This window comes from Clostridioides sp. ES-S-0005-03, assembly GCF_020658455.1.
Classification (GTDB): domain Bacteria; phylum Bacillota; class Clostridia; order Peptostreptococcales; family Peptostreptococcaceae; genus Clostridioides.
On record NZ_JACVWI010000001.1, the window covers coordinates 1,272,568 to 1,296,882 of the forward strand.

The 24,315-nt window shown below is 27.8% G+C and carries 24 protein-coding genes; 9 read left to right on the forward strand and 15 right to left on the reverse strand.

Annotated elements, in window-relative coordinates:
• Positions 1–227 precede the first annotated feature (227 nt).
• From IC218_RS06050 to IC218_RS06070, 5 genes are all read left to right on the forward strand, one after another.
• Positions 228–479 (forward strand): TM1266 family iron-only hydrogenase system putative regulator, encoded by a 252-nt coding sequence (locus tag IC218_RS06050; RefSeq protein ID WP_227434807.1) that lies wholly within the window; start codon positions 228–230, stop codon positions 477–479.
• Positions 480–493: 14 nt separating this feature from the next.
• Positions 494–1,702, forward strand: coding sequence for a [FeFe] hydrogenase H-cluster maturation GTPase HydF (hydF, locus tag IC218_RS06055; protein ID WP_227482538.1), 1,209 nt, complete (start codon positions 494–496; stop codon positions 1,700–1,702).
• 35 nt (positions 1,703–1,737) lie between these two features.
• Positions 1,738–2,823, forward strand: a complete 1,086-nt coding sequence (gene hydE, locus IC218_RS06060) for a [FeFe] hydrogenase H-cluster radical SAM maturase HydE (RefSeq protein WP_227434809.1) — start codon at positions 1,738–1,740, stop codon at positions 2,821–2,823.
• Positions 2,824–4,200: a [FeFe] hydrogenase H-cluster radical SAM maturase HydG gene (gene hydG, locus IC218_RS06065; RefSeq protein ID WP_227482537.1), complete on the forward strand. Its 1,377-nt coding sequence runs from the start codon at positions 2,824–2,826 to the stop codon at positions 4,198–4,200.
• An 89-nt stretch (positions 4,201–4,289) separates the two neighbouring features.
• Positions 4,290–4,724 carry a hypothetical protein gene (locus IC218_RS06070; protein WP_227482536.1) on the forward strand — a complete coding sequence of 145 codons (435 nt, stop codon included), beginning with the start codon at positions 4,290–4,292 and terminating at the stop codon, positions 4,722–4,724.
• A 72-nt stretch (positions 4,725–4,796) separates the two neighbouring features.
• Here the strand turns inward: IC218_RS06070 and IC218_RS06075 are convergent, their stop codons facing one another.
• The 6 genes from IC218_RS06075 to IC218_RS06100 form a co-directional block, all read right to left on the reverse strand.
• Positions 4,797–6,116, reverse strand: a complete 1,320-nt coding sequence (locus IC218_RS06075) for an aminotransferase class III-fold pyridoxal phosphate-dependent enzyme (protein WP_227434812.1) — start codon at positions 6,114–6,116, stop codon at positions 4,797–4,799.
• A 294-nt stretch (positions 6,117–6,410) separates the two neighbouring features.
• Positions 6,411–7,199, reverse strand: coding sequence for a putative ABC transporter permease (locus IC218_RS06080; protein ID WP_227824025.1), 789 nt, complete (start codon positions 7,197–7,199; stop codon positions 6,411–6,413).
• 111 nt (positions 7,200–7,310) lie between these two features.
• Positions 7,311–8,276, reverse strand: coding sequence for a VanZ family protein (locus IC218_RS06085; RefSeq protein ID WP_227482534.1), 966 nt, complete (start codon positions 8,274–8,276; stop codon positions 7,311–7,313).
• Positions 8,277–8,438: 162 nt separating this feature from the next.
• Positions 8,439–8,753: a hypothetical protein gene (locus IC218_RS06090; protein WP_227482533.1), complete on the reverse strand. Its 315-nt coding sequence runs from the start codon at positions 8,751–8,753 to the stop codon at positions 8,439–8,441.
• A 138-nt stretch (positions 8,754–8,891) separates the two neighbouring features.
• Positions 8,892–9,392, reverse strand: coding sequence for a GNAT family N-acetyltransferase (locus IC218_RS06095; RefSeq protein ID WP_227482532.1), 501 nt, complete (start codon positions 9,390–9,392; stop codon positions 8,892–8,894).
• Positions 9,393–9,447: 55 nt separating this feature from the next.
• Positions 9,448–10,647: a DHHA1 domain-containing protein gene (locus IC218_RS06100; protein ID WP_227482531.1), complete on the reverse strand. Its 1,200-nt coding sequence runs from the start codon at positions 10,645–10,647 to the stop codon at positions 9,448–9,450.
• A 359-nt stretch (positions 10,648–11,006) separates the two neighbouring features.
• On the opposite strand from IC218_RS06100, the gene IC218_RS06105 reads away from it, so the two are divergent.
• Positions 11,007–11,975 (forward strand): L-lactate dehydrogenase, encoded by a 969-nt coding sequence (locus IC218_RS06105; RefSeq protein WP_227434818.1) that lies wholly within the window; start codon positions 11,007–11,009, stop codon positions 11,973–11,975.
• A gap of 109 nt (positions 11,976–12,084) precedes the next feature.
• Positions 12,085–13,038 (forward strand): L-lactate dehydrogenase, encoded by a 954-nt coding sequence (locus IC218_RS06110; protein ID WP_227434819.1) that lies wholly within the window; start codon positions 12,085–12,087, stop codon positions 13,036–13,038.
• Between the two features lie 166 nt (positions 13,039–13,204).
• Here IC218_RS06110 and IC218_RS06115 read toward each other — a convergent pair whose 3' ends face one another.
• The 5 genes from IC218_RS06115 to IC218_RS06135 all read right to left on the reverse strand — a co-directional run bounded on the left by IC218_RS06115 (position 13,205) and on the right by IC218_RS06135 (position 19,311).
• Positions 13,205–14,335: an XRE family transcriptional regulator gene (locus IC218_RS06115; RefSeq protein ID WP_227434820.1), complete on the reverse strand. Its 1,131-nt coding sequence runs from the start codon at positions 14,333–14,335 to the stop codon at positions 13,205–13,207.
• 160 nt (positions 14,336–14,495) lie between these two features.
• Positions 14,496–15,449, reverse strand: a complete 954-nt coding sequence (gene msrA / locus IC218_RS06120) for a peptide-methionine (S)-S-oxide reductase MsrA (RefSeq protein WP_227482529.1) — start codon at positions 15,447–15,449, stop codon at positions 14,496–14,498.
• 191 nt (positions 15,450–15,640) lie between these two features.
• A complete protein-coding gene (locus IC218_RS06125) occupies positions 15,641–16,552 on the reverse strand; it encodes a patatin-like phospholipase family protein (RefSeq protein ID WP_227482528.1) in 912 nt (303 codons plus the stop codon).
• Between the two features lie 374 nt (positions 16,553–16,926).
• Positions 16,927–18,519, reverse strand: a complete 1,593-nt coding sequence (gene hcp / locus IC218_RS06130; RefSeq protein WP_227482527.1) for a hydroxylamine reductase — start codon at positions 18,517–18,519, stop codon at positions 16,927–16,929.
• Between the two features lie 63 nt (positions 18,520–18,582).
• Positions 18,583–19,311 carry a 4Fe-4S binding protein gene (locus IC218_RS06135; protein ID WP_227434824.1) on the reverse strand — a complete coding sequence of 243 codons (729 nt, stop codon included), beginning with the start codon at positions 19,309–19,311 and terminating at the stop codon, positions 18,583–18,585.
• 163 nt (positions 19,312–19,474) lie between these two features.
• Here IC218_RS06135 and IC218_RS06140 point away from each other — a divergent pair, with 163 nt between their 5' ends.
• Positions 19,475–20,191 (forward strand): Crp/Fnr family transcriptional regulator, encoded by a 717-nt coding sequence (locus IC218_RS06140; protein ID WP_227434946.1) that lies wholly within the window; start codon positions 19,475–19,477, stop codon positions 20,189–20,191.
• Between the two features lie 201 nt (positions 20,192–20,392).
• On the opposite strand, the gene IC218_RS06145 is transcribed toward IC218_RS06140, so the two are convergent.
• The 3 genes from IC218_RS06145 to IC218_RS06150 form a co-directional block, all read right to left on the reverse strand.
• Complete coding sequence (locus IC218_RS06145) at positions 20,393–21,142, reverse strand: amino acid ABC transporter ATP-binding protein (protein WP_227824026.1); 750 nt, start codon at positions 21,140–21,142, stop codon at positions 20,393–20,395.
• A 385-nt stretch (positions 21,143–21,527) separates the two neighbouring features.
• Positions 21,528–21,662, reverse strand: a complete 135-nt coding sequence (locus tag IC218_RS21845) for a hypothetical protein (RefSeq protein WP_255616322.1) — start codon at positions 21,660–21,662, stop codon at positions 21,528–21,530.
• A 489-nt stretch (positions 21,663–22,151) separates the two neighbouring features.
• Positions 22,152–22,481, reverse strand: coding sequence for a DUF2975 domain-containing protein (locus tag IC218_RS06150; RefSeq protein WP_227824027.1), 330 nt, complete (start codon positions 22,479–22,481; stop codon positions 22,152–22,154).
• 468 nt (positions 22,482–22,949) lie between these two features.
• Here IC218_RS06150 and IC218_RS06155 point away from each other — a divergent pair, with 468 nt between their 5' ends.
• A complete protein-coding gene (locus IC218_RS06155) occupies positions 22,950–23,702 on the forward strand; it encodes an AAA family ATPase (RefSeq protein WP_227434828.1) in 753 nt (250 codons plus the stop codon).
• 170 nt (positions 23,703–23,872) lie between these two features.
• Here IC218_RS06155 and IC218_RS06160 read toward each other — a convergent pair whose 3' ends face one another.
• Complete coding sequence (locus IC218_RS06160) at positions 23,873–24,304, reverse strand: 4Fe-4S dicluster domain-containing protein (RefSeq protein WP_227434829.1); 432 nt, start codon at positions 24,302–24,304, stop codon at positions 23,873–23,875.
• Positions 24,305–24,315: the final 11 nt, after the last annotated feature.

Here is a 24,315-nt window from a genome sequence, read left to right on the forward strand (position 1 = left end):
CACACAAATTGTATAAAAATTTTCTTTAGCTAATTGTTGTTAAAATAAATTTTACAAGCTAACCCTACCAGAAAAGAGTTATCTAATCTGTAAGGAAATAGTTTAATATAGCACATTATAATTGTGTAATTAATAACTTTTCTTTTGTAGAAACTTTTCTTTAAAAAGAAAAGTTTTTTGATTTTGGATTTGTTTAAGAACATATTTTCTGAGTTAGGAGGATATTTATGAAAAAGGTTGCGGTTATAAGTGCTATTTTGGAAGAACCAAAAGAATGTCAGCTTAAATTTAATGAAGTTGTATCAACTTTTAAAGGTATTATTAAAGGTAGAATGGGAATTCCTTGTGAAGAAGAAGGTGTCTCAATTGTATGTATAGCAGTTGTTGGCGAAATGGATATTATCAATAGTTTGACTGGTAAATTGGGAAATATACCTCATGTATCTGTAAAAACTAGTATATCAAAAAAAGAAATTTAAGGTGGTGAGTACAAATGAGTCTAAATTCTACTCCACAATCAATAAGAGTACATATAGGTCTCTTTGGTAAAAGAAATGCAGGTAAATCTAGCGTAATAAACGCTATAACAAATCAAAGTGCTGCAATAGTATCAGATATTGCTGGAACTACTACAGACCCAGTATTTAGACCAATGGAAATCCTTCCTATAGGACCTTGTGTTCTTATAGATACTGCTGGTCTTGACGATGTTGGTGAACTTGGTGAGCTTAGAATAAGCAAATCATTAGATATTTTAGAAAAGACAGACATAGCTTTACTAGTAGTGGATTGCCAAATTGGTGTGTCAAAAGAAGATTTATCACTAATTGAAAAGTTTAATGATAAAAATATACCTCACATTTTAGTACTTAACAAGATTGATACAATTAAAAATCAATCTGAAATTTTAAACTTAACTAAAAATAAAGTTAAATGTCCAGTTGTTTCTGTCTCATCAACAGATAAAATTGGAATTGAAGATTTAAAAAATGAAATAATAAAGGTTTTGCCTAAAGACAGTAATGAGTTTAAATTGGTATCAGATTTAATCGAGCCAAATGATTTAGTTGTCTTAGTTGTTCCAATAGATAAGGCAGCTCCAAAAGGTAGGCTTATACTTCCTCAACAGCAAGTTATAAGAGATATTTTGGATATTGGAGCAATTTCTATAGTTACAAAAGAAGATAGCTTAAAAGAAACTCTATCTAATTTAGGTAAAAAACCTAAGCTTGTTATTACTGACTCTCAAGTATTTCCACAAGTGGATAAAGATACTCCAAAAGATATTCCTCTTACATCTTTTTCTATATTGTTCGCTAGACAAAAAGGAGACCTTAAAGAATTAATTGATGGTGCCTATGCTTTAGAAAATTTAAAAGATGGTGACAAGGTCTTGATGGCTGAAGGTTGCACTCATCACAGACAAACTGATGATATTGGAACAGTTAAAATCCCTAATATGATTAGAAAGAAAACTGGTAAAAATATTACTTTTGAATTTAGTTCTGGAGTATCTTTCACTGAAGATATAACTAAATATGCACTTGTAGTTCACTGTGGAGCTTGTATGATGAATAGAGCTGGAATGTTATCTAGAATAGAAAAGGCAAAATCTTTCAATGTACCTATCGTAAACTATGGTATTTTAATAGCATATACAAAAGGTATTTTGGAAAGATCCCTTGAACTTTTCAATTACTAAAAATTTAAATATATTTAATAAATACATACTAAGATATGACTAAAAATAAGATTAAATACTTTATAGATAAACTTTACAGCATTAATTCACTAAGCTTTGATGAACTACTATACTTAATAGAGAATATCGACAATGAAGAATATAACTTTGAACAAAATTTGAGAAACTATCTTTACAAGCAAGCTAGCGATATGAGAAATAAACACTATGGAAATAGAGTCTACTTAAGAGGGCTTATAGAACTTACAAACTACTGCAAAAACAATTGTTACTACTGTGGTATACAATCTTCTAACAAAAATATTACAAGATATCGACTTTCAACGGATGAAATACTTGAATGTTGTGATATAGGTTATAAGATAGGATACAGAACTTTTGTTTTACAAGGTGGTGAAGACACATATTTTACTGATGATAAGATATGTGAGATTGTTTCAAGTATCAAAAATAAATATGAGGATTGTGCTATAACATTATCATTAGGAGAAAAAAGCTATGACTCCTATAAAAAATACTTTTTAAGTGGTGCAGATAGATATCTTTTAAGACATGAAACTGCTACAGACAGCCATTACAAAAAATTACATCCGCCAAACATTGAACTTAGAACTAGAAAAGAATGCCTTAAAAACCTCAAGGAAATTGGTTATCAAGTAGGTGCTGGATTTATGGTTGAGTCACCATTCCAAAGCAATGAGGACCTTGTTCGTGACTTATTATACCTAAAAGAGTTAAATCCTCATATGGTTGGTATAGGACCTTTTATCCCACATCATGATACAATCTTTAAAGATTATAAACATGGTGATTTAGAAAAAACACTACTTATGCTTTCAATTACAAGACTTCTACTTCCAAAAGTCTTATTACCTGCTACAACAGCTCTTGCATCTATAAACCCTAGTGGTAGAAATGCAGGTCTTTTAGCTGGTTGTAATGTAATTATGCCAAACCTTTCTCCTCAAGAATTTAGAAAACAATATTCTCTTTATGATAACAAAGCCTTTACTGGTCAAGAAGCTTGTGAATATCACCAGAGTTTAGAGGAAAATATCAAGTCACTAGGACTTAAAGTTGACTACTCTCGTGGTGATAATATTGAATGGAGGCGTTTGTAAATGTTCATAAAACATGAACTTATTAATTCTTTGTTAGAGGATGCAAAAAATTCAACTTCTGATGATATTGAGAAAGTACTTGATAAGGCTGATAGAAGAGAAAAACTTAGTTATAAAGATATAGCTACACTTCTTGAAGTAGAAGATAAAAAACAACTTGATAGATTATTTAGTATAGCTGGGCAAATAAAAAATGAAATATATGGTAATAGAGTGGTTTTATTTGCCCCTCTCTATGTATCAAACTACTGTGTAAATGAATGTGTTTACTGTGGTTTCAATACATGTAATAAATTTAAAAGAAAAAAACTTACTATGGACGAAATAAGAGAAGAAGTTAAAATACTTGAAAAAATGGGTCATAAAAGACTTGCTTTAGAAGCTGGTGAAGACCCTAAAAATTGTGATATAAATTATATATTAGACTGCTTAGATGCAATTTATTCAACATATAATGAAAATGGAAACATAAGAAGGGTAAACGTTAACATAGCAGCTACTAGTGTAGAAGAATATAAACTACTAAAAGAAAAAGGAATAGGAACTTATATACTATTCCAAGAAACTTACCATAAACCAACATTTATAAAGATGCATGGTCAGTCTATAAAAAATGATTACTACTACCATTTAACAGCTTTTGATAGAGCCATGGAAGCTGGAGTTGATGATGTTGGTGCAGGAGTTTTATTTGGTCTAGCTGACCCTAAATTTGAAGTTTTAGGACTTATGATGCATAATGAACACCTAGAAGAAAAATTTGGTGTAGGATTCCATACTATATCTTTCCCTAGATTAAAAAAGGCTGAGGGTATGAGTTTAGAAAATTTCCCTCATTTAGTTTCTGATGATATGTTCAAAAAAATTGTAGCTATAACTAGATTGGCAGTTCCTTTTACTGGAATTATAATGTCTACTAGGGAAACTGCTGAAATGAGAAATGAATTACTAAAATATGGTGTATCACAAGTTAGTGCAGGTTCTCTAACAGGTGTTGGTGGATATAAAGCATATGAAGATGGTGACAATACAGAACAATTTGAGGTTGGAGACCACAGAAGCCCTGTAGAAGTCCTTAAGGAATTAATCACTGATGGATATATCCCTAGTTACTGTACAGCCTGTTATCGAAAAGGTAGAACTGGAGATAGATTTATGAGTTTGGCTAAGAGTCGTCAAATTCACAATGTCTGCACACCAAATGCACTTACTACATTGAATGAATTTTTAATTGATTATGGTGACGAAGAACTTAAAGCTATGGGTAAAAAACTTATTACTGAAGAAATATCTAAGATAGAAAGAGAAGACATAAGAAACATCGTATCTAACAATATGACTGCCTTAGAACGTGGGGAAAGAGATTTATACTTATAAAATTTTATTCGTTGTATATTATTATTGTATATTCTATAGGTTAGTAGTAATATTATCTAAAGGGAAAGTTTAAGGGAGGGAGATTAACATTGAAAGATAACAACAATACCAATAAAACTATTCAATTTGGAGAAAAAAAAGCTAGCCTAGAAAACAATATTCAAAAAAATAAAAATGTCAAACTTGATGATACACACAAAGTCATTCCTTACCCTAAAAATAGAAAAAAGGATGATAAAAAGAAGAATAACAAAAAAAAGAATACAAATATAAATAAACATAAGGTCAATAAAGATAATTATGGACATTCTTTTTTTAATAACAAATACAAATATAAAAGAAAACCATATGTTATTGCTTTATACACAGTAATTTTTATTCTTTTAGCAATTTTGATTATAACAAAACTGACAGATAGTTCGAGTAAGAGTAACTACTCTCGCAATACTGTTTCTAATACTCACAAAAGTAATACCCAAAACATAACCTTTAATGAATCGACTAATCTTCTTACTTGTGGGTAACTTAAAAGAGTTATCTCATTTCAGAAATTATTTTCTAAAATTGAGATAACTCTTTTTTATTTAATATCTATTTTACCAACCTTGAGTTACTTCATAAACTTCGTCACCAATTCTACCATTTAAATAATCATCTATTGCAGAATCTATAATACTCATTGCTTTATCTACTTGTTCCTTAGTTATTACTAAAGGTGGTTGTACTCTTAAAGTGGATTGTCCTAAGAATATCATTATCAAACCAGTTTGTATACATCTGTAGCATATCTTAGCTGTAGCATCTGGATGTTTTTCAGTAGAACCTTTTCCTTTAACTATATCAACTCCTATAGATAAACCTAAGCCTCTTATTTCTCCAATTATATCGTATTTTTCTTTTAGTTTTTCAAATCCTGCTTTAATATAATCTCCCATTTCTATACTCTTTTGAAGTAAATTTTCTCTTTCAATTATTTCTATAGATTTTAAAGCAGCTACACATACTGTTGTATTTCCAGCTAAAGTAAATAGATGTGCTGGTGCATCAAGACTTTGCATTATTTCTGTTCTTCCAACAACTGCTCCTAAAGGTAATCCTCCACCAACAGATTTTCCAAGAACTATAAGGTCTGCTTCAACACCAAAATTTTCTATACCAAACCATTTACCTGTTCTTCCCATACCTTGCTGTATTTCATCACTTATAAGTAGTATTCCATTTTCTTTACATATTTTACTTAATCCTTTAATCCATTCTACTGGAGGCACTATTATTCCTGCATCTCCTGCAATTGGTTCTATAAATATTGCAGCTACTTCTTCTACTGGTAAGTAGTGTGCAAAAGCATATTCCATTTCATCTAAACATTCTTTGGCAGTTCTATTTTTATCTGGATAATGGAAGTGATAAACTTCTGGTAATAATGGACCCATTTTTCTTCTCATATTTGTACTTAATGCAGATATAGATATAGCTCCATAAGTACTTCCATGATATGATTCACACATAGATATTATTTTTGTTCTTCCAGTATATCCTCTTGCTAATTTTATAGCAGCATCTATACAAGCAGAGCCTGTTGCGCTGTATAATACTTTCTTATCATTATCTCCAGGGGCTATTTCCACAAGCTTTTCAGCTAACTTTACAGGAGGATCACTATGAAAATATGCAAGTGTATATTGTGTGATATCATCCATTTGTTCTTTAACTGCTTGTGAGATTTCCTTATTTCCATGACCTACATTTGCAGAGCCTGCACTTGCTAAAAAGTCTACATACTCATTACCTTCATAATCATATAACATCGCACCTTCACCTGATTTAAATGCTACTGGATAATAAGGTATTTTTTGAGTCTTAGCAACATATTTTTTTTCTTCTGTACTTATCATTTGACTAGTTATCTCGCTCATTGGCAAATCATTCCCCTCTTTAAGTAAATTTATATTTTTAGAATTATTGCAATTTATAAAGATATTTTTATATAAAATTCTTTATATACTAATGTTAGTATTTTTGACACAAATTGTCAATATATGTTTTTATAATTTTCAAAATATTTGTTATTCAGAGATAATATATTTTATTTTCAGCAAATCAACTCTATTTCTCCAAAAAATAAAGAACTCTATTCTATTATAATAGAGTTCTTTGCAAATTATCTTATAAATACTATTTTTCCATTTATTTCTAATTAAATCATCTTATCATCTTTTATTATCATTAATGATTTCTTTAAAATATTGTAATTGTTCTTGTTGTTTTTTATGTTTTATATCTGGGAAAGCCTTGATAATTCTTTTTTGTAAGATAATATTAGATTCTATACGGTCTAATTTACTGTTTATTTTGTTTAATTTTTCTCTGGCTTCTAACTCTTCACTATTTATTGTTTTAAATAAAGCTTGTATCTCTCTTCTATCAAACTTATCCAATTTCATGTTTATACCATTTAGGTCTGTAATTATTTCATCTAATAAATTGAGCTTCATGTCTAATTTTTTAAGTGATATGATAGTAACAATTAAATCCACAATTGTCCATAAAGTCGTAATTACCACTATTGAAATTAATATATTATACGGAATAGTACTCACAATGTATTCTATATAGGGATGTATAAATTTTATTATTACAACAGACATTATTCCAAAATATATTGCATTTTTTAAACAGACTCTTCCCTTTACATTAAATTTTTGGTCAGAATAATCCCACCATTTGGCATGGAATAATGTTTCTAAAATAAATCCTGTAAAATATTCTAGTATTGCAGTCAAAATCATTCCTATCAAAAATAAAATAATTATATTGTCAAACCTGCCTAATACTGATATCACAAGTACTGCTCCAAAACCATAAACAGGACATATTGGGCCATTTAAAAAACCTCTATTGATTATCCTTTTGCTTGCTATACAACATCCTGCACTTTCTACTACCCATCCTAGAAATGAATATATAAAAAAATACAAAATATATTTTATTATCTCCATAATTTATCTCTACTCCTTCAATAGTTGATATATTTTTGTGCATAATGTAAAAATAATTGTAGAAATAGTTTTTTCGTTTTTTACTTTTGTTATTCTTTTTTGTTGGATATTCTATTCATCTAATCCGATTAATAATCTAGCAGCTGTAATTCCATGTTCATCTTTTGGTCGATTATACTTATCAATCCAAATCTCAAATGTATCAGATTTCTTTAACAGAGGCAAATTTTTAGCATCAAATTCTTCATATCTAATTATATCTTTATTCTCTCCTTCAGTGATTACAAAGGATATTAGTTTTGTATTTTTACTTAGATAAACTTTTATATTACCATTCTTATCCATTAAATTATCTGGACTCTTTATATTATTATTACAAGCTGCCTTAATAGTTAATACACCATTTTTAAAGCTTTCAAATGAGCCAATTATATCTCCCTCATTTTTATCTATATCTTTAATTATTTCCTTATTTTCTTCAACTAATATTCTTGAAACTTGTTTATCTGGCTTGAGTTTAAAAGTTAACAAGCTTTGGTAATTTGTAACAATGACACCTAATCCTATTACTCCCAAAACTATGCTTGTACTTATTATGGCTTGGAATTTCTTAATGTTATTAGGAAATAATTTGGTCACCTTTGTATAAATAATAATACCAAGTATCCCACCTAATGAATTTAGAAGCACATCATCTATGTCACTGCTTCCAATAGCTAAAATATATTGTATTAATTCAAATCCTAAACTAATAAGAGAAATTATTATAATTATAGTTTTTTTATCTAATTTTTTTAATACTACAGGAAGAAAAATTCCCATTGGAATAAATATACCAATATTACCTATGATATTTGCAATAGCTCTTATAAGACTAATGTTACTATCTGTCATAAATTCCCATACTGTATAGAATGGAATTAAGTTGACAGACCTAAATCCACCCTTGAAAATGGCATAAATTGGTACATCTTTAAATAAAATTATCCTTATAGTTATTAGAACATATACAAAAAATATTATGTATATAATTGATAATAATAATTTTTCTGAAGTTCTACACATGTCTTTTTTCAATAATAACACCTTCTCTCTTCTAATATTTTAATAATACCAACAAGTGTTTAAGATGCCTTTAAAATTTTCTTAAATTTTCCTTAAGTGTTAAATTAAAACATATTAAAAAGGTCTATACTTTAAAATATAGACCTTCATAAATTTCATTATAGATACATTTTATTAAATGACAAACAATTTAAGTGTAGAACAAACAATAACCAAAGTTAAAAGTAATCTAGCATATAAAAAATTTTTTTCTTTAAGCATAACTCCTGCAACTCCAAGTATAAAAAAGAGAGATGCAATAAATTTACCAAGAATATTATTACTTGGATAAGAACTAAAATACATGAAACAAAGTACAAATGTATATACACCTATTGCATTAAATACAATTGTGTTAGATGCTATCTTGCCTTTATTAAAAAAGAAACAGAATATTGATACTAAATCTAAAAACAAAAATACATAAAACATGACTTTTAAAACGCCCATACTTATACCCCCTAAAAAATTTAATTATAATATCTGCTTTATTTCATACAATTCTCAATATACCCAATATAAACTTATAATCTTAATATAATAATAGTATAAGTTTATATTATTGGTTTATTACATCTTATATTTACATTACTGGTTTATTACTTCATATTCATACATATTATAATCACATTCATACATATTTAAAGACTCATATGTTGCTTTTGCATTTATGTTTTCTTTTTCTACATATAATCTCATGCCAACAATATTTTCATCTCTATCACACATATTTTTTATATGATTAAATAAATAATTAAAGATGTTCTTTCTTCTATACTCTTTCTCTACATATACACTCTGAATCCAAAGAAAGTTTCCATTTCTCCAATCACTCCACTCATATGTATACATAATCTGTGCAACAACCTTATCAAATACTGTATATACATAGTATTTTCCTTTTCTTTCATCTAATAACAGCGCCCTTACACCTTTAGTTAAAACATCCATGTCAAGTTCTTTTCCTTCTGTTTCTTTAGCTAAATTATAATTAAATCTCGCTATTATATCCAAATCATCTAAACGGGCTTCTCTTATCTCTATCAGTTCTTCATTTTCATATAATTCTATATAGTCCTTTTGTTCCATACTTATTCCCCCATATCTATTTTACGTATTACATTAATCTCTTTGTAATAATACATTATAAAATTTTTTCTAGTTTCATAAATGCATAATCGAAGGTAGATTCTAAGTTACCATTATTTTTTCCCCCACCTTGAGCTAAAACCTGACTTCCTCCACCTTTACCATCTATAAGACTTATTGCATCCTTCAATAAACTTCCCATATTAACATCCTTCAAATTTTTAGAACATGCAAAAATCAAGTTTATTTTTTCTTCAAATCTAACAGCTAATAATGCAATTTTATTTTCATCTTCTGTAATTTTATTTGCAATTTTATTTACATATTTTAAATCTTCTTCATCATAAATTTTTTTAACAACTGAAATATTTCCAATCTTATTTGCATTTTCAACCATTTCTTTAACTTGATACTTAGCTACTATTTCTTCAAGTTTTCTCTTTTTACTTAGAGAATCTTCCACTTTCTCATTTAAATTTACAATTCCATTTATAGCATCTTCTTCACTACAACTTAAATATCTACAGATTTTAGTTAAACATATATCCCTTTTTAATACTTCATCTACAGCTCTTTTACCAGCCAAAAACTCTATTCTTGTACTAGACTTATGCTTCTCCCATTTCTTTATTTTTATCATTCTAAGCTCACTTGTTGATGTTGGATGTACTCCACAACACGCATTTGTATCTAAGTCACCTATTTTTACTACCCTTATTTCTTCATTTGTGTTTGGTAAAGCACGTCTTAACCAAATTTTTTTTAATTCTCTTTTAGTTGGAAGTAATGTTTCTACTTGTATATTCTGATGAATAATTTCATTGGCAAGCAACTCTATCTCTCTAATTTTTTCTTCATCTAAATTACCCTCTATATCCACTGTGCTGTACTCATTACCTAAATGAAAACCCGTTGTATTTGCATTAAAAGTCTTAAAAAAACATCCTGAGAGTACATGTTGTCCAAAATGTTGATGCATACCATCTTCTCTTCTATCCCAATCAATACTACACTTTACCTTATGTATCTTTATTGGTTTTTTATCTAATATATGATATACTTTTTTATCTTCTTCATATACACTTATTACTTCATAATTATCTATTTTTCCTAAATCTCCAAATTGTCCTCCTCCACCAGGGAAAAACGCTGTTTTATCCAACAAAACATGAAACTTATTTTCTATTTCTCTTATCTCAATTATTTCTGCTGTAAAATCTCTTATATACTGATTTGTATAGTATAACTTTTCCATTATGATTTTATCTCCATTTCCTTTATTCTAAACTGCCTTATTGTTTAAATATACACATATTTTAGGTTAAGTTTAAAGTAATTACACCAGATAGAGCTTAACCTATTTTTTAATAGTAATCTTCTACTATATTTTAACATATAGATATTAATGTTAACAAATTTATAATTATATATTATTTTAAATATTCAATAATATAAAGTATATTAACATTGCTTTTTTAAAAACTTTAGTATAAAATCATATTAAATAAATTTTCTGAAATGATAGAATATTGCAATCTATAAAAAACATACTTAATAACATATAGCATTGTATTATAAATATATCGTTTTATTTTGTAGGGGGAGTGATTTAAAATGCCAATAAAACCAAGAAAAATATCTATTGTAGGTTCAGGTCATGTTGGTTCACACTGTGGATTTAGTTTGATAACTCAAGGAGTTTGTGATGAACTCTTTATGATTGATATTGATGAAGCTAAAGCAAAGGCTCAAGCTTTAGATTTAGCTGATGCGGTTTCCTATCTTCCACATAAAGTACATATAGAAAAAGGAACTTTTAATGATTGTAAGGATTCTGATATCGTAGTGATAAGTGTTGCAGATTCTTCAGAAGGTCCTTTACGCAGACAAAACACAACTAGGTTAGACTTACTAAAACCAACTATTGGGATGATAAAATCTATAGTAAAACCTATAATTGATTCTGGATTTGATGGTATATTTATCGTTATTTCTAATCCAGTTGATGTAGTTACAAATTATATCTGGGAAAAGTCTGGTTTCCCTAAAAACAGAGTTATTGGAACTGGAACAGCTTTAGACTCAACAAGACTTAGAAGACTCTTATCTGAAGAAACTGGAATCGCTCAACAATCAATACAGGCTTACTCAATGGGTGAACATGGAGATTCTCAAATAGTTCCTTGGTCTCATGTTTCAATTGGTGGCAAACCAATTTTAGATATGATGAAGGATAATCCAGATACTTATGGCAAATTAGACTTACCATCAATAGTTGAAAAAAACAAGAAAACAGGTATAGGTATAATAAATGGCAAAGATTGCACAGAGTTTGGAATAGGAACTGCTTTAGTAGAAATTGTAAAGGCTATACTACATAATGAGAAAAAGATTTTACCAGTCTCTACATTATTAGAAGGTCAATACAATGAAGAAAATGTATTTGCAGGTGTTCCTTGTATTATAGGAAAAAGTGGGATTGAGGGAATTGTTGAAATCAATTTAACTAATGATGAGCAAGAAGGATTTAGTAAATCTTGTTCTGTTTTAAGAGACCATATTGCACTTTCAAAGACTATTTAGTTTTAAATCTATACGATTTATTCTTTAATTAACTTATTTAGATACTCTATAATTATTATAGAGTATTCTCATATGTATACATAAAACAAATTGTAAGGAGATGTTAAATTTGTCAATAAAACCAAGAAAAGTATCAATAATAGGAACTGGTCATGTCGGTTCACATTGTGGATTTAGTTTAATAACTCAAGGTGTTTGTGATGAACTACTGATGATTGATATAGATGAAAATAAAGCAAAGGCTCAAGCTTTAGATTTATCAGATGCAGTTTCTTATCTTAAACATGCTACAAAAATAAAAAGTGGAACACTTGATGATTGTAAAGATTCTGATATTGTAGTAATAAGTGCAGGTCCATTACCTGAAAAAAATCAGACTAGATTGGATACTCTTGAGTCTACAGTCAACATTGTAAAAACAATTGTAAAACCTATTGTTGATTCTGGATTTGATGGTATATTTATTGTAATTTCAAATCCAGTTGATATAATTTCTGATTATATTTGGAAAGTTTCTGGATTTTCTAAAAATAAAGTTTTGGGTACAGGCACTGCACTCGATTCTTCGAGACTTAGAAGGCTTTTATCTGAGGAAACAAATCTTCCTCAACAATCAATACAAGCTTATTCTATGGGTGAACATGGAGATTCTCAGATGGTTCCTTGGTCTCATGTTTCAATTGGTGGTAAACCATTATTTGATATTATGAAAGAAAATCCTAACACTTATGGAAAATTAAACTTAGATGAATTAACTGAAAAAACAGCTAGAGCTGGTTGGGATGTACTTTATGGCAAAGGTTCTACTGAATTTGGTATTGGTACTGCTTTAACAGAAATAGTAAAGACAATTTTTCATAATGAAAGAAAAATCCTTCCTGTTTCTACTTTATTAGATGGTCAGTATGGGCAAAAAGATGTGTTTGCTGGTGTTCCTGCCATAATTGGCATAAATGGAGTTGAGTCTATAGTAGAAATTAATTTAACTGATGATGAACAAAAAAAATTCAATAAATCATGTACTATTTTAAAAGAATACATTAAAATTGCTAAGGATATTTAGATTAATACCATATTAGAATACATATTTAAGTTAATAGCATATTTTAAGTGTATCTCAAATTTAATATTGAAAGCAGGTAAATTTCTTATGATAAAAAATTATCTTAATAAACCTTAAATTTAAATCATAAATACCTGCTTTTATCTTTCAATATTAAAATATTAATTTATCTTTTCCCATCAAATTTTATAACTTTACTTTTTTTCTTTGTATTTTGAGATAGGAGTCCATTTTTCAATCCCATCAATAATTCTAGGTCTTCTGGATAAAGACTTATTCCTATATCTCCTAAATTTGATACTATATTGTCTGTGTTCATTATTTTGTTTTCTATCAGTAATTCGACTGCTTTTTTTAAATATACTGGACTTACACCCTTCATTTTATCTAATGGTTCTTCTATTAACCATCCTCGTTTATCCATTTCGCTCATAAGATAATTATACTTTTTATAGCTTATCTCACCTAAATTGTATGCTCTAAAAATCATAACAGATATAGGTACAATCCATTTTTGCTTTAGTTCTACATAATAATCTAGGTCTTCTGGATAAACCAAGTCTTCTAAAAAAGTCTCTCTTGGAAGCAAAAATGCACAGGCATATTCATCTGCTAAGAATTGCTTATTTGGTATTCCCAATTGACTTGATATTATATATCCAAGCTCATAGGCTAAATCATAGTTTCTAATTGATGCTGATTTTTTATCATTCCCAAGAGATATTAGATATTTAGTTTCTTTACCTATTCTCTGTTTTTGAGTAAATACGGTTGCTCCTTTTCTATCTACATTCATTCCTGATATTATAATCCCATTAGCCTCTAATAAACTTACCATATTTACTATTGGATTGTTGTTTAAATTCCAAAGTTCTCTAGTCTTATTAGCAAGACTTTCTATATCATTTATATTAACATCCTTAATTAGTTTTCTATTTGGTAAGTTTTCTTTTGGAAATTTTATATAACTTTCCATAAACGAGTATATTTTATGAATGATTATTATTTTTTCTCTATAAGAAATTTCCTCCACTCTAGGAAGTTTAGATTGAGGATTAAAATGACTATCTTCCACAATAACATTTATACTTTCGTTTTTATAAAAATACTCTTTTGGGAAGTTTAATATATTTGATAATTTTAATGCATTTTCAATATTTGGAACATACTTATTTTCTTCAAAAGCTTGTAAATCTTTTTTATTTATTTTAGTTTCTTTAGATAACTGCTCTAGAGTTTTAGCTCTAAAAACTCTAGCTGATTTTAATCTTTTTCCATTAAAGTCTTTTAAATTCATTTGTTTTCTCTCTTTCAAAAATTAAATTCTTTAGTCATACAAATATAAATTATAACATTACAATTAATAATTTATCATATTATTGGCAAAAAAACAAAAGATGAAAACATAAATTTATATTTCCATCTCTAATCTGAATATATGATATAACTAGTTTTAATTATTTAAAAAGCTCTAAATATTCTCCATATCCTAATTCTTCCATGTCTTTTTTAGGTATAAACTTAAGAGAAGCAGAATTTATACAATACCTTAAACCTCCAAGTTCCTTTGGTCCATCATCAAAAACATGACCTAGATGAGAATTTCCTTTAGCACTTCTTACTTCAACCCTATACATGCCTTGTGAAAAATCACTTCTTTCAATTATAGACTTATCTATAACTGGCTTTGCAAAGCTAGGCCATCCACATCCTGCATCAAATTTATCCTTTGAAGAAAATAAAACCTCTCCACTTACTATATCCACATAGATACCTTCTTCATTATTATCATAATATTCATTTTCAAAAGGTACTTCTGTCATGTCATTTTGAGTAACTTCAAATTGAATAGGAGTTAAAGTCTTTTTTAACGCTTCCCTATCTACATTATTTCCATCCCAATAACTTTTTACAAAATTATATCTTCCTGAACCTTTATAATACATATTATAATTTAATGGTCTTTTTTTATAATAATCTTGATGATTTTCTTCTGCTTCGTAAAATTTAGTTGCTGGAATTATTTCAGTAACTATTTTACTATCAAATATTTTACTATTTTCTAAGCTTTCTTTTGACTTCAAAGCTGTATTTTTTTGCTCTTCATCATGATAAAATATAGCAGTTTTATATTGAGTTCCTCTATCACCAAATTGTCCACCATCATCCGTAGGATTAATTTGTTTCCAAAATATATTTAAAAGTTCATCATAACTTATTATATTATCATCATAAGTTATTTGAATAGCTTCAACATGGCCAGTTGTTCCTGAACATACTTCTTGATATGTAGGATTTTCAACATGACCAGATGTATATCCAGAAACTACTTTTATAACTCCATCATATTTATCAAAAGGTTTTACCATACACCAAAAACACCCACCTGCAAAAGTAGCAAGTTTTATCATTTTCATCACTCCTTAAAAAAATTATATTTTATTTATTCCCTAAGAAGTAACTTAATAATCTTGTATTTTATTATTTTTTACTTTATTTAGAAAATACTATATGATATTAAAGTATTTAAAATTGCAAAATCTTTTATCAAAATTATAAACTATAAAAATTTTCTACTTATAAATATAATGAAAAACTATACCTAATTTTTATAAAAACCTTTTTTATTTATCCATTCAAATGCATCTTTTATATCACAGTTTTCACCTAGAGATATTAAATATTCTAGTGAATCACAATCATCCATAGCTACATCTCTCTCCATTTTAGGATTTAACCTATAGTAATTATCTCCAAGAAGTTTTTGAGAAAATAGTTGACTCATTTGAGAGTTCCCTTCTAGTGTAACAGATATAATTGGTAAGTCTGGCTCCTTATTGATTATCCAGTCAATAGCTCCCCATTCAGTTGTATCTGTCTTTATACTATTATATACATATCCAGTCCCTATAGAAAAAAGTCTTGTATTTTTATAATTTAGCTTAAGTCCACTGTCAATTGAATAAACTATACATGCTAAACTTGGGTCAGTTGCTATTATACCACCATCAACATGACAATTATAGGTTGGAAAGAATACTGGTGCAGCACTACTTGCCATTGCTACATCCACAACTTTACTAGTTTTATTAAGAGAATTTGGCATATTATTATAAAATACAGGCCTCCATGAATGTTCTTCATTACCTATATAAAAGCTTGGTACCATGACTAATTTACTTAAATCTTTCAATTCTAAGTCTTCTGGAAATATACTTAGTAAAATTTCCTTTAAATTTTTATTTTCATACTTTGGTCTGAGCATTTCTGCATAACTTTTGTTGAAAATATACTTTGAATTTTCAATTGAATAGAGAGTCTTTATCTCTTTTGGGCTTACACCATATGCAAGCCCTAATGCAATCAAACTTCCTGTAGATGTTCCTCCAAACATATTTATGTTATTTAACAAACTTGGATACTCCTCTACTATTCTCTCAAGTATGGATATACTTAATGCTCCCTTTAATCCACCACCATCGAATGTTAATATATTAAAATTCGAATTTTTCATATATACATACCCCCATATAAAATGCCTTATATATTTTAAATTTTAGTTAAAATAATTACACTATAATATATATATATTATGCAAATTCTATATTACAAAGTTCCTCTTTCTATAATTAAATTCAGTATCCTGCACTATTAAAACTATACTTTTTATTTGTTTGTACTATACACATATTTTAAGTATTATAAGTTTAAAAGTATGATTTATTATAAATAATTGATTAAAATAATATATACTTTAGTAATAGACCATAAAAATATAAATAAGGGTTGACCTTATACAAAGCCACCCCCTTATTTATGTTAATTATAATTAATCTTAATAATACTTTGATTATAAAATTTATACCTTATCAGCTAAGCGTATTTTCTTTATCCTAATATTTTTTTCATATCTTCTTCTGGAGTAGATATAGGAGTTAAAGCAAATTTCTCAACCAATATATTCAATACATTTTCAGACAAGAACGCTGGTAAAGAAGGTCCTATATAGATATTTTTTATACCTAAGTAAAGCAATGTAAGAAGTACACAAACAGCTTTTTGTTCATACCATGATAGAACTATGCTAAGAGGTAATTCATTTACATCACATTCAAAAGCATTTGCCAATGAAATAGCCACTTGAATTGCACTGTAAGTATCATTACATTGTCCCATATCCATTAAACGTGGTAAACCACCTATTTCTCCAAGATTTAAATCATTAAATCTATATTTTCCACATGCAAGAGTCAATATAACAGTGTCTTCAGGAGCTTGTTTTACAAATTCAGTATAATAATTTCTTCCAGGTTTTGCACCATCACAACCACCAACTAATAAAAAGTGTCTTATGGCACCATTTTTTACAGCTTCTACTACTGTATCTTGTACAGATGAAACTGTTCCTCTTGCAAAACCAGTAGTTAGCATATCACCTCCATTTATTCCAGTCATATGCATATCTTCTTTATATCCTCCAAGTTCAAGTGCTTTTTCTATTACACTAGAAAAATCTTTATCTTCTCCAATATGAACCATACCAGGATAAGCAACCACTTCTGTAGTAAATACTCTATCTCTATAACTATCCTTAACAGGCATTAAACAGTTTGTCGTAAATAGTATTGGAGCAGGTATATTGTCAAATTCTTTTTGTTGATTTTGCCATGCTGTACCAAAATTTCCTTTTAAGTGCTTATATTCTTTTAATTTTGGATATGCATGTGCTGGTAATAATTCTCCATGAGTGTATATGTTTATTCCCTTATCTTTTGTTTGCTCTAGCAATTTGTGTAAATCATAAAGGTCATGCCCTGTAACTACAATAAATGGACCTTTTTCAATTTTCATAGGTACTTGAGTTGGCTCTGGTGTTCCATAAGTTTCGGTATTTGCTCTATCAAGTAATTCCATACATTTTAAGTTTATTTCCCCAGTTTTCATTACAAATCCTAAAAGTTCATCACTAGATAAGTCTTCTCCAACTGCTATTAACCCTTCGTAGAAAAAGTCATTCACTTCTTTATCTGTATATCCAAGTACCATTGCATGATAAGCATAAGCAGCCATCCCTCTTAATCCAAATAAAATTAATGATTTTAATGAACGTATATCTTCATTATCATTCCATAAATTCTTCATATCATAGTTATCATTTCTACTACAAGTTGTTGAGCAATCTGAACATCTAGGTACAAGTTCACTTTTTGCTAGTTCAGTTTTTTCAATTTGTCTTTTTATAGCTTCATCATCAAAACTTACATTTGTTACAGTAGTAAACAATCCTTCTATCATAACTTTATCTGTTTCTCTTGTTGGTCTATTTTTATTTCCAACAGTTGCTCTTGAAAGTCCAATTAATACTCCTGTAAGTTCATCTTGTAAATTAGCTGTTCCCCCTTTTTTACCACAAGCTCCATTTATAGTACATCCTTTACCACCAACTGTCTGTTCACATTGAAAACAAAACATATTCTCCATCTTTTATTCCTCCCATTTAATTTTATTTATTAAAATTTATTAAATTGTTTACGATTTACTTAATTAGATTTCTCCATCTACTATTTTCCCATCTACAGATATAGTAATTACTTGCCATGGTATCATCTTTCCACTATTTTGTAGGGCTGTTTTAACTGCATTTACGATACCACCACAACAAGGTACCTCCATACGTGTTACCACTATATTTTTAATATCATTTAATCTTAAAATTTCTGTAAGTTTTTCAGCATAATCAACTTCATCAAGTTTAGGGCAACCAATTAATGTAACCTTATTTTTCATAAATTTATTATGGAAATTTCCATATGCATATGCTGTACAGTCTGCTGCTATTAAAAGACTTGCATTCTTTAAATATGATGCATTAGCAGGTACTAGTTTTATTTGCACTGGCCACTGATTAAGCTGAGACTCTTGTGCCTCCATTACTATATTGTTATTTGTAGATATAGTATCTAAATCTTGTCTTTTTATAGACTTAGACTGAGAACCTGGACATCCACATGCTAAATTTTCTTTTTGTGCTCTCTTTGCTTCCATATTTGCTTTTACTGCTTCTTCATCATATTCTGCAGCCTCTCTATTTTCAAATGAAATTGCATTCGTTGGACAAGTTGGTAAACAATCTCCTAAACCATCGCAATAATCGTCTCTTAAAAGTTTTGCTTTTCCATTTACCATACCTATAGCTTCTTCATGACAAGCTTCAACACATAATCCACAACCATTACATTTTTCTTCATTAATTTTAATTATTTTTCTAATCATTTATATCACCTCATAAAATTTTTTTGTTTAAAATACTACTTTACTAGATATTTATTTTTAAGACATAGGTCTTTTTTATTTTAGATTTTTGTATCAGGATTTTTATATCTCCTTGCTTTTATAAATTTAGTATAGTACAATGAAAAGAAATTATCGGTTGCATATGCAACAAGGAAGTGATTATTTGAAAAAATTTTTAGAAAAACATATAAATCTATTAAGAAGGATTTCTCTGTTTGAAGGGATTAAAGATGATGAACTTGAAGCAATGTTAGAATGTTTGGGTGTTACTGATAAGACTTATCCAAAAGATGACATAATATTTTCTGTAGGAAATGAAGTGACTTCTATTGGAATTATGCTTAAGGGAAGTGCACACATAATAAAAGAAGATATTGAAGGTAATAGAAATATTGTGGCTGAACTTTTACCTGGTGATTTATTTGGAGAGGTGTTTGCTTGCACTAGACTACATAAAAGTACTGTAACAGTAGTGACAACATCTTCATGTGAAGTTCTATTTATAAAGTTTAAAAGTGTGACTGGTATTTGCTCGTCTACATGTGAATTTCACAATAGACTTGTTGAAAATATGTTACAATTAATAGCTGAAAAAAATATTTTACTTCATAACAAAATAGAGTTGCTTTCTTGTAAAACAACTCGTGAAAAATTGCTCATGTACTTTTCAAATCAAATAGAGAGAACGGGTAACTATAAGTTTACAATCCCTTTTTCAAGAAATGAAATGGCTGACTTTTTATGTGTTGATAGAAGTTCTATGTCAAGAGAACTTGGAAAAATGAGAGATGAAGGTCTATTATCTTTTAACAAAAATAAGTTTGAAATCTTTTGTTTCCAAAATAAGTTTGATATTTAAACTTATATGATTCAATACACATAATTTTAATTAATTCAAATTATAGGCATTACGTCTAAATCTAGAATTTATATTTTTACTCAAAAAGTTAATAGATATCTTAATTATATAAATTAAGATATCTATTAATTTTGTATGTTAATTAGCTTACTTTTATGAAAGTATCTCATATGTCTTAAGACATACTTCAATTATATGTTTTTAATTAAATACTTCTTCTTTCCTAATAATATTTAAAAATTTTGCCGTTCTTTCATTTTTTGGATTATTAAATATTTCATCAGGAGTTCCTTCTTCAGCTATCACACCATTATCCATAAATATAATTTTATCAGCAACTTCTTTTGCAAAATTTATTTCGTGAGTCACAATAAGCATTGTTATTCCATCTTTTGCAAGCGATTTTATAACACTTAAAACTTCTCCAACAAGTTCTGGGTCAAGTGCAGATGTTGGTTCATCAAATAATATTACATTTGGATTTACTGCCATCGCTCTAGCTATACCTATTCTTTGTTGCTGACCTCCAGATAACTTTGATGGATAAAAATCTTTTCTATCTAACATCCCAACTTTTTCTATTAATTTTAGAGAAATTTCTCTAGCTTCTTGTTTACTCTTTTTATGTACTACTATCAATGCTTCCATTACATTTTCTAATGCTGTTTTATTTTTAAATAGGTTATAATTTTGGAATACCATAGATGTATGTTTTCTTAAATTTGCTATATCCTTTTTTGTTGCTTTTTCTACATCTACTTTTACATCTCCAATCATTATTTTTCCTTTTGTAGGCTCAACTAAATAATTTAAACATCTAAGTAACGTAGATTTACCTGTTCCAGATGGACCAAGTATAGCTACTACTTCACTTTGATTTATTTCTAAATTTATACCTTTAAGAACTTCTGTACCTTTAAAACTTTTATGTAAATTCTCTACTTTTATCATTATTATCCACCTTTTTTAATAAACAGAATAGACTAATCATATATTTGATACTAAAATTAATATGTTAATTTGAAATCTAAAAATAACTTAGTCATTTTATTTTTAAATAGAATATATTCTTATAATTATAATCTAACATTGACAAAGATAATCTACTGCAAGTTGTGCAAATAATGAAGATGCTGTGCTTAAACATTTTTCATCTATATTAAACTTGTTATTATGAAGTCTGTAATTTATATTTTTTTATTTATTTCCTACCCCTATATACATAAATAAACCAGGTCTTTCATTCATATAAATAGCAAAATCTTCACCTGTCATTGCTGGAAAATCAATCATTTCAATATTTTCATCTCCAAGTATTTTTAAAGCACTTTTTCTTCTAAGATGATAACTCTAATATCGTTCCTATAATTAATGAAAATATCAGTGAGCTTATTGCTAAAATCACAGTTACATTGAATGATTTCATTATTATTGGAAATAATTCCAAAAAATATTTCATGTTAAAAATCATAAAATAAGTCCCCCTCACTTAATGTTGTTTTTTGCAAACTTTTGTCACATATTAAATTATAATAGAATTTTATTTATTTTTCCAATAGAAAAAAACTATTTCCTTACCCACTTATATAGCCCTTTTTAATATCAAATTTATTTAATATGATTGGGCTGTCTAACTCGTTTTTATAAAATTAAAACATATGAAAAAGTTGTAATATAGATATTTACATATCATTACTGCTATTGCAAATCAACCTCCGTGGAAGACTGTATATTAATCAATAAAAAATTAGATACGAAAAAATTTAGTAAAGAATTAAATATATCTCGTGTATCATTTACTTCAGAAGAATTATTATGGATGTAGTGATGGAACGAATACTGGATATATTAAAATAAAGACTGAGTATATATTAAATATTTTATTACCATATACTAAACATAAATATAGAGTTATCGAAACATCATGTCTAAATTTACTATAATTGACATAGTGCGCCTCCTAAATAATTAAATCATTATCTTCTTTTATCTTTATTGCCTTCTTAAATCCGTCTGAAATCACAAAACTCATAAGAGCAACCACAAAATATACAAGAGTTGGGACTGTGAAGTAAAATCCGAATCCTAAATCTAGGAACCTCATTCCTGTTCCAGTAGTACCGAAAGTTGAACTAAATTCTATAACAGAATTTAAAAGTAAAAGATAGCCAATAAGTCTAAATCTTTTTGCATTTTCATTTATGAATAAGCTATATTCAGAACTATTTAATATTTCTAACAATGACTTTACTATAATAAAATATGATACAACCAAAGAAAACCTTAACATACCAGATATAAAACTTTGTATAGTTGCTTCACCACTAAAACAAATATAACTAAAGCCTTTAATTCCTCCTACAGAAAGTACTAATGCTTAAAAAAAAAATAAAATTTGTAATATACCATTTAATAGATTTTTTATAAATTTATCAGACACTATATCAACTCCTTTAAAATATTTTATATACTACATCATATAATATCGTTTTTCAATAATTTTTTATAATAAAAGACATATTTTATTGTTAAAAATATAAAATATTTTAATTTCCTAAGTAAATATTTTAAGAGTAATTAAAATTATCTGTTGTTAGTGTAAGGTTTCTGATAATTAACACTATGAATATCTATATCTATATTCCAATTTAAAAATTATTAATATCTATATTAAAATTTATTAGATAAAAACCTAAATATAGTCACTAATTTTAAGTTATAATAAGTATATTAAAATCAATAAAAGGGAGTTTTAAATTTGAATGCTGAAAAAATAAATCAATATATTAGGTCAGTTAAACTAAACAGAAAAGGTATACATAGTATAAATGAATATCCATTTAATCTACCAATAGTAAAAAACTTATATCAACTTGAGTTTCATAAAAACGTAACTTTTATAATTGGTGAAAATGGAAGTGGAAAATCAACATTATTAGAAGCAATAGCTATTGAATATGGATTCAACCCTGAAGGTGGGACAAAAAACTTTGGCTTTAGTACTTATAATAGCCACTCTGAACTTCATAAATATATAACAATCACAAAAGGACCTAAAAAACCTAAGCAAAATTTTTTCTTGAGAGCTGAATCTTTTTATAATGTAGCTACTGCAATAGATAAAGCTTCTAGGTTTTCGTCAGGAGTAAAAACTATAAACTATTATGGAGGAGTATCATTGCATGAACAATCTCATGGTGAATCATTCTTCTCATTATTTATTCATAAATTTTCTAAAGAAGGAATATATATATTAGATGAACCAGAGGCAGCACTTTCACCTGCTAGACAGATGGCTTTTATAACAAGATTACACGAATTAGTAACCCAAAATTGCCAATTCATCATAGCAACACACTCACCCATATTAATTTGTTATCCTAATTCAATCATCTATGAAATAAATGAGAATGGCATTAATAAAGTTAAATGCGAAGATAGTGAAAATTATCAACTTACTCAAGATTTTTTAAATCATAAAGAAAAATTCTTAAACATGTTAATTGATTAGTAATCCATAAGACAAACTTTTTAAAATAAAAATTTAAACTTCTAACTATCTCAATTTTTTATTTTATAAGTATATACATAAAAAGACTATATTAAATTAGTTATAATACAAATTTAATGTAGTCTTTTACAAAGTTCATTTTACATCTTAGTATAAATTATAATTTATAATTAATCTACTTCCATATTAAACTTTAATGCTCCTGTAGGACATACCATTACACAAGGTGCATCCATACCCCACTCATTTCGTTCAACACAACCATTACACTTGTTTGCTTTACCATCATTTCCATAAATCAAAGCTCCATATTCACAAGTTTTTTCACAAAGTTTACATCCTATACAATCTTGATTATCTAATATGACAAATTTATTTTCTTTTTTAAAACAATCTTTAGGACATACATCTACACATTTTGCTTCATCACAATGAACACATGATAATGAAAAATATTCTACCTTTTCTTTTTCTTCCACTGTAAATACATGTCTAAAAAATTCACCATTATCTATGTCATTATCATTTTGGTCTATACAAGCAAGCAAACAAGCCCCACATGCTGTACATAACTCTTTATTGAATTCAAATAAACTTTTCATTATATCCCCCC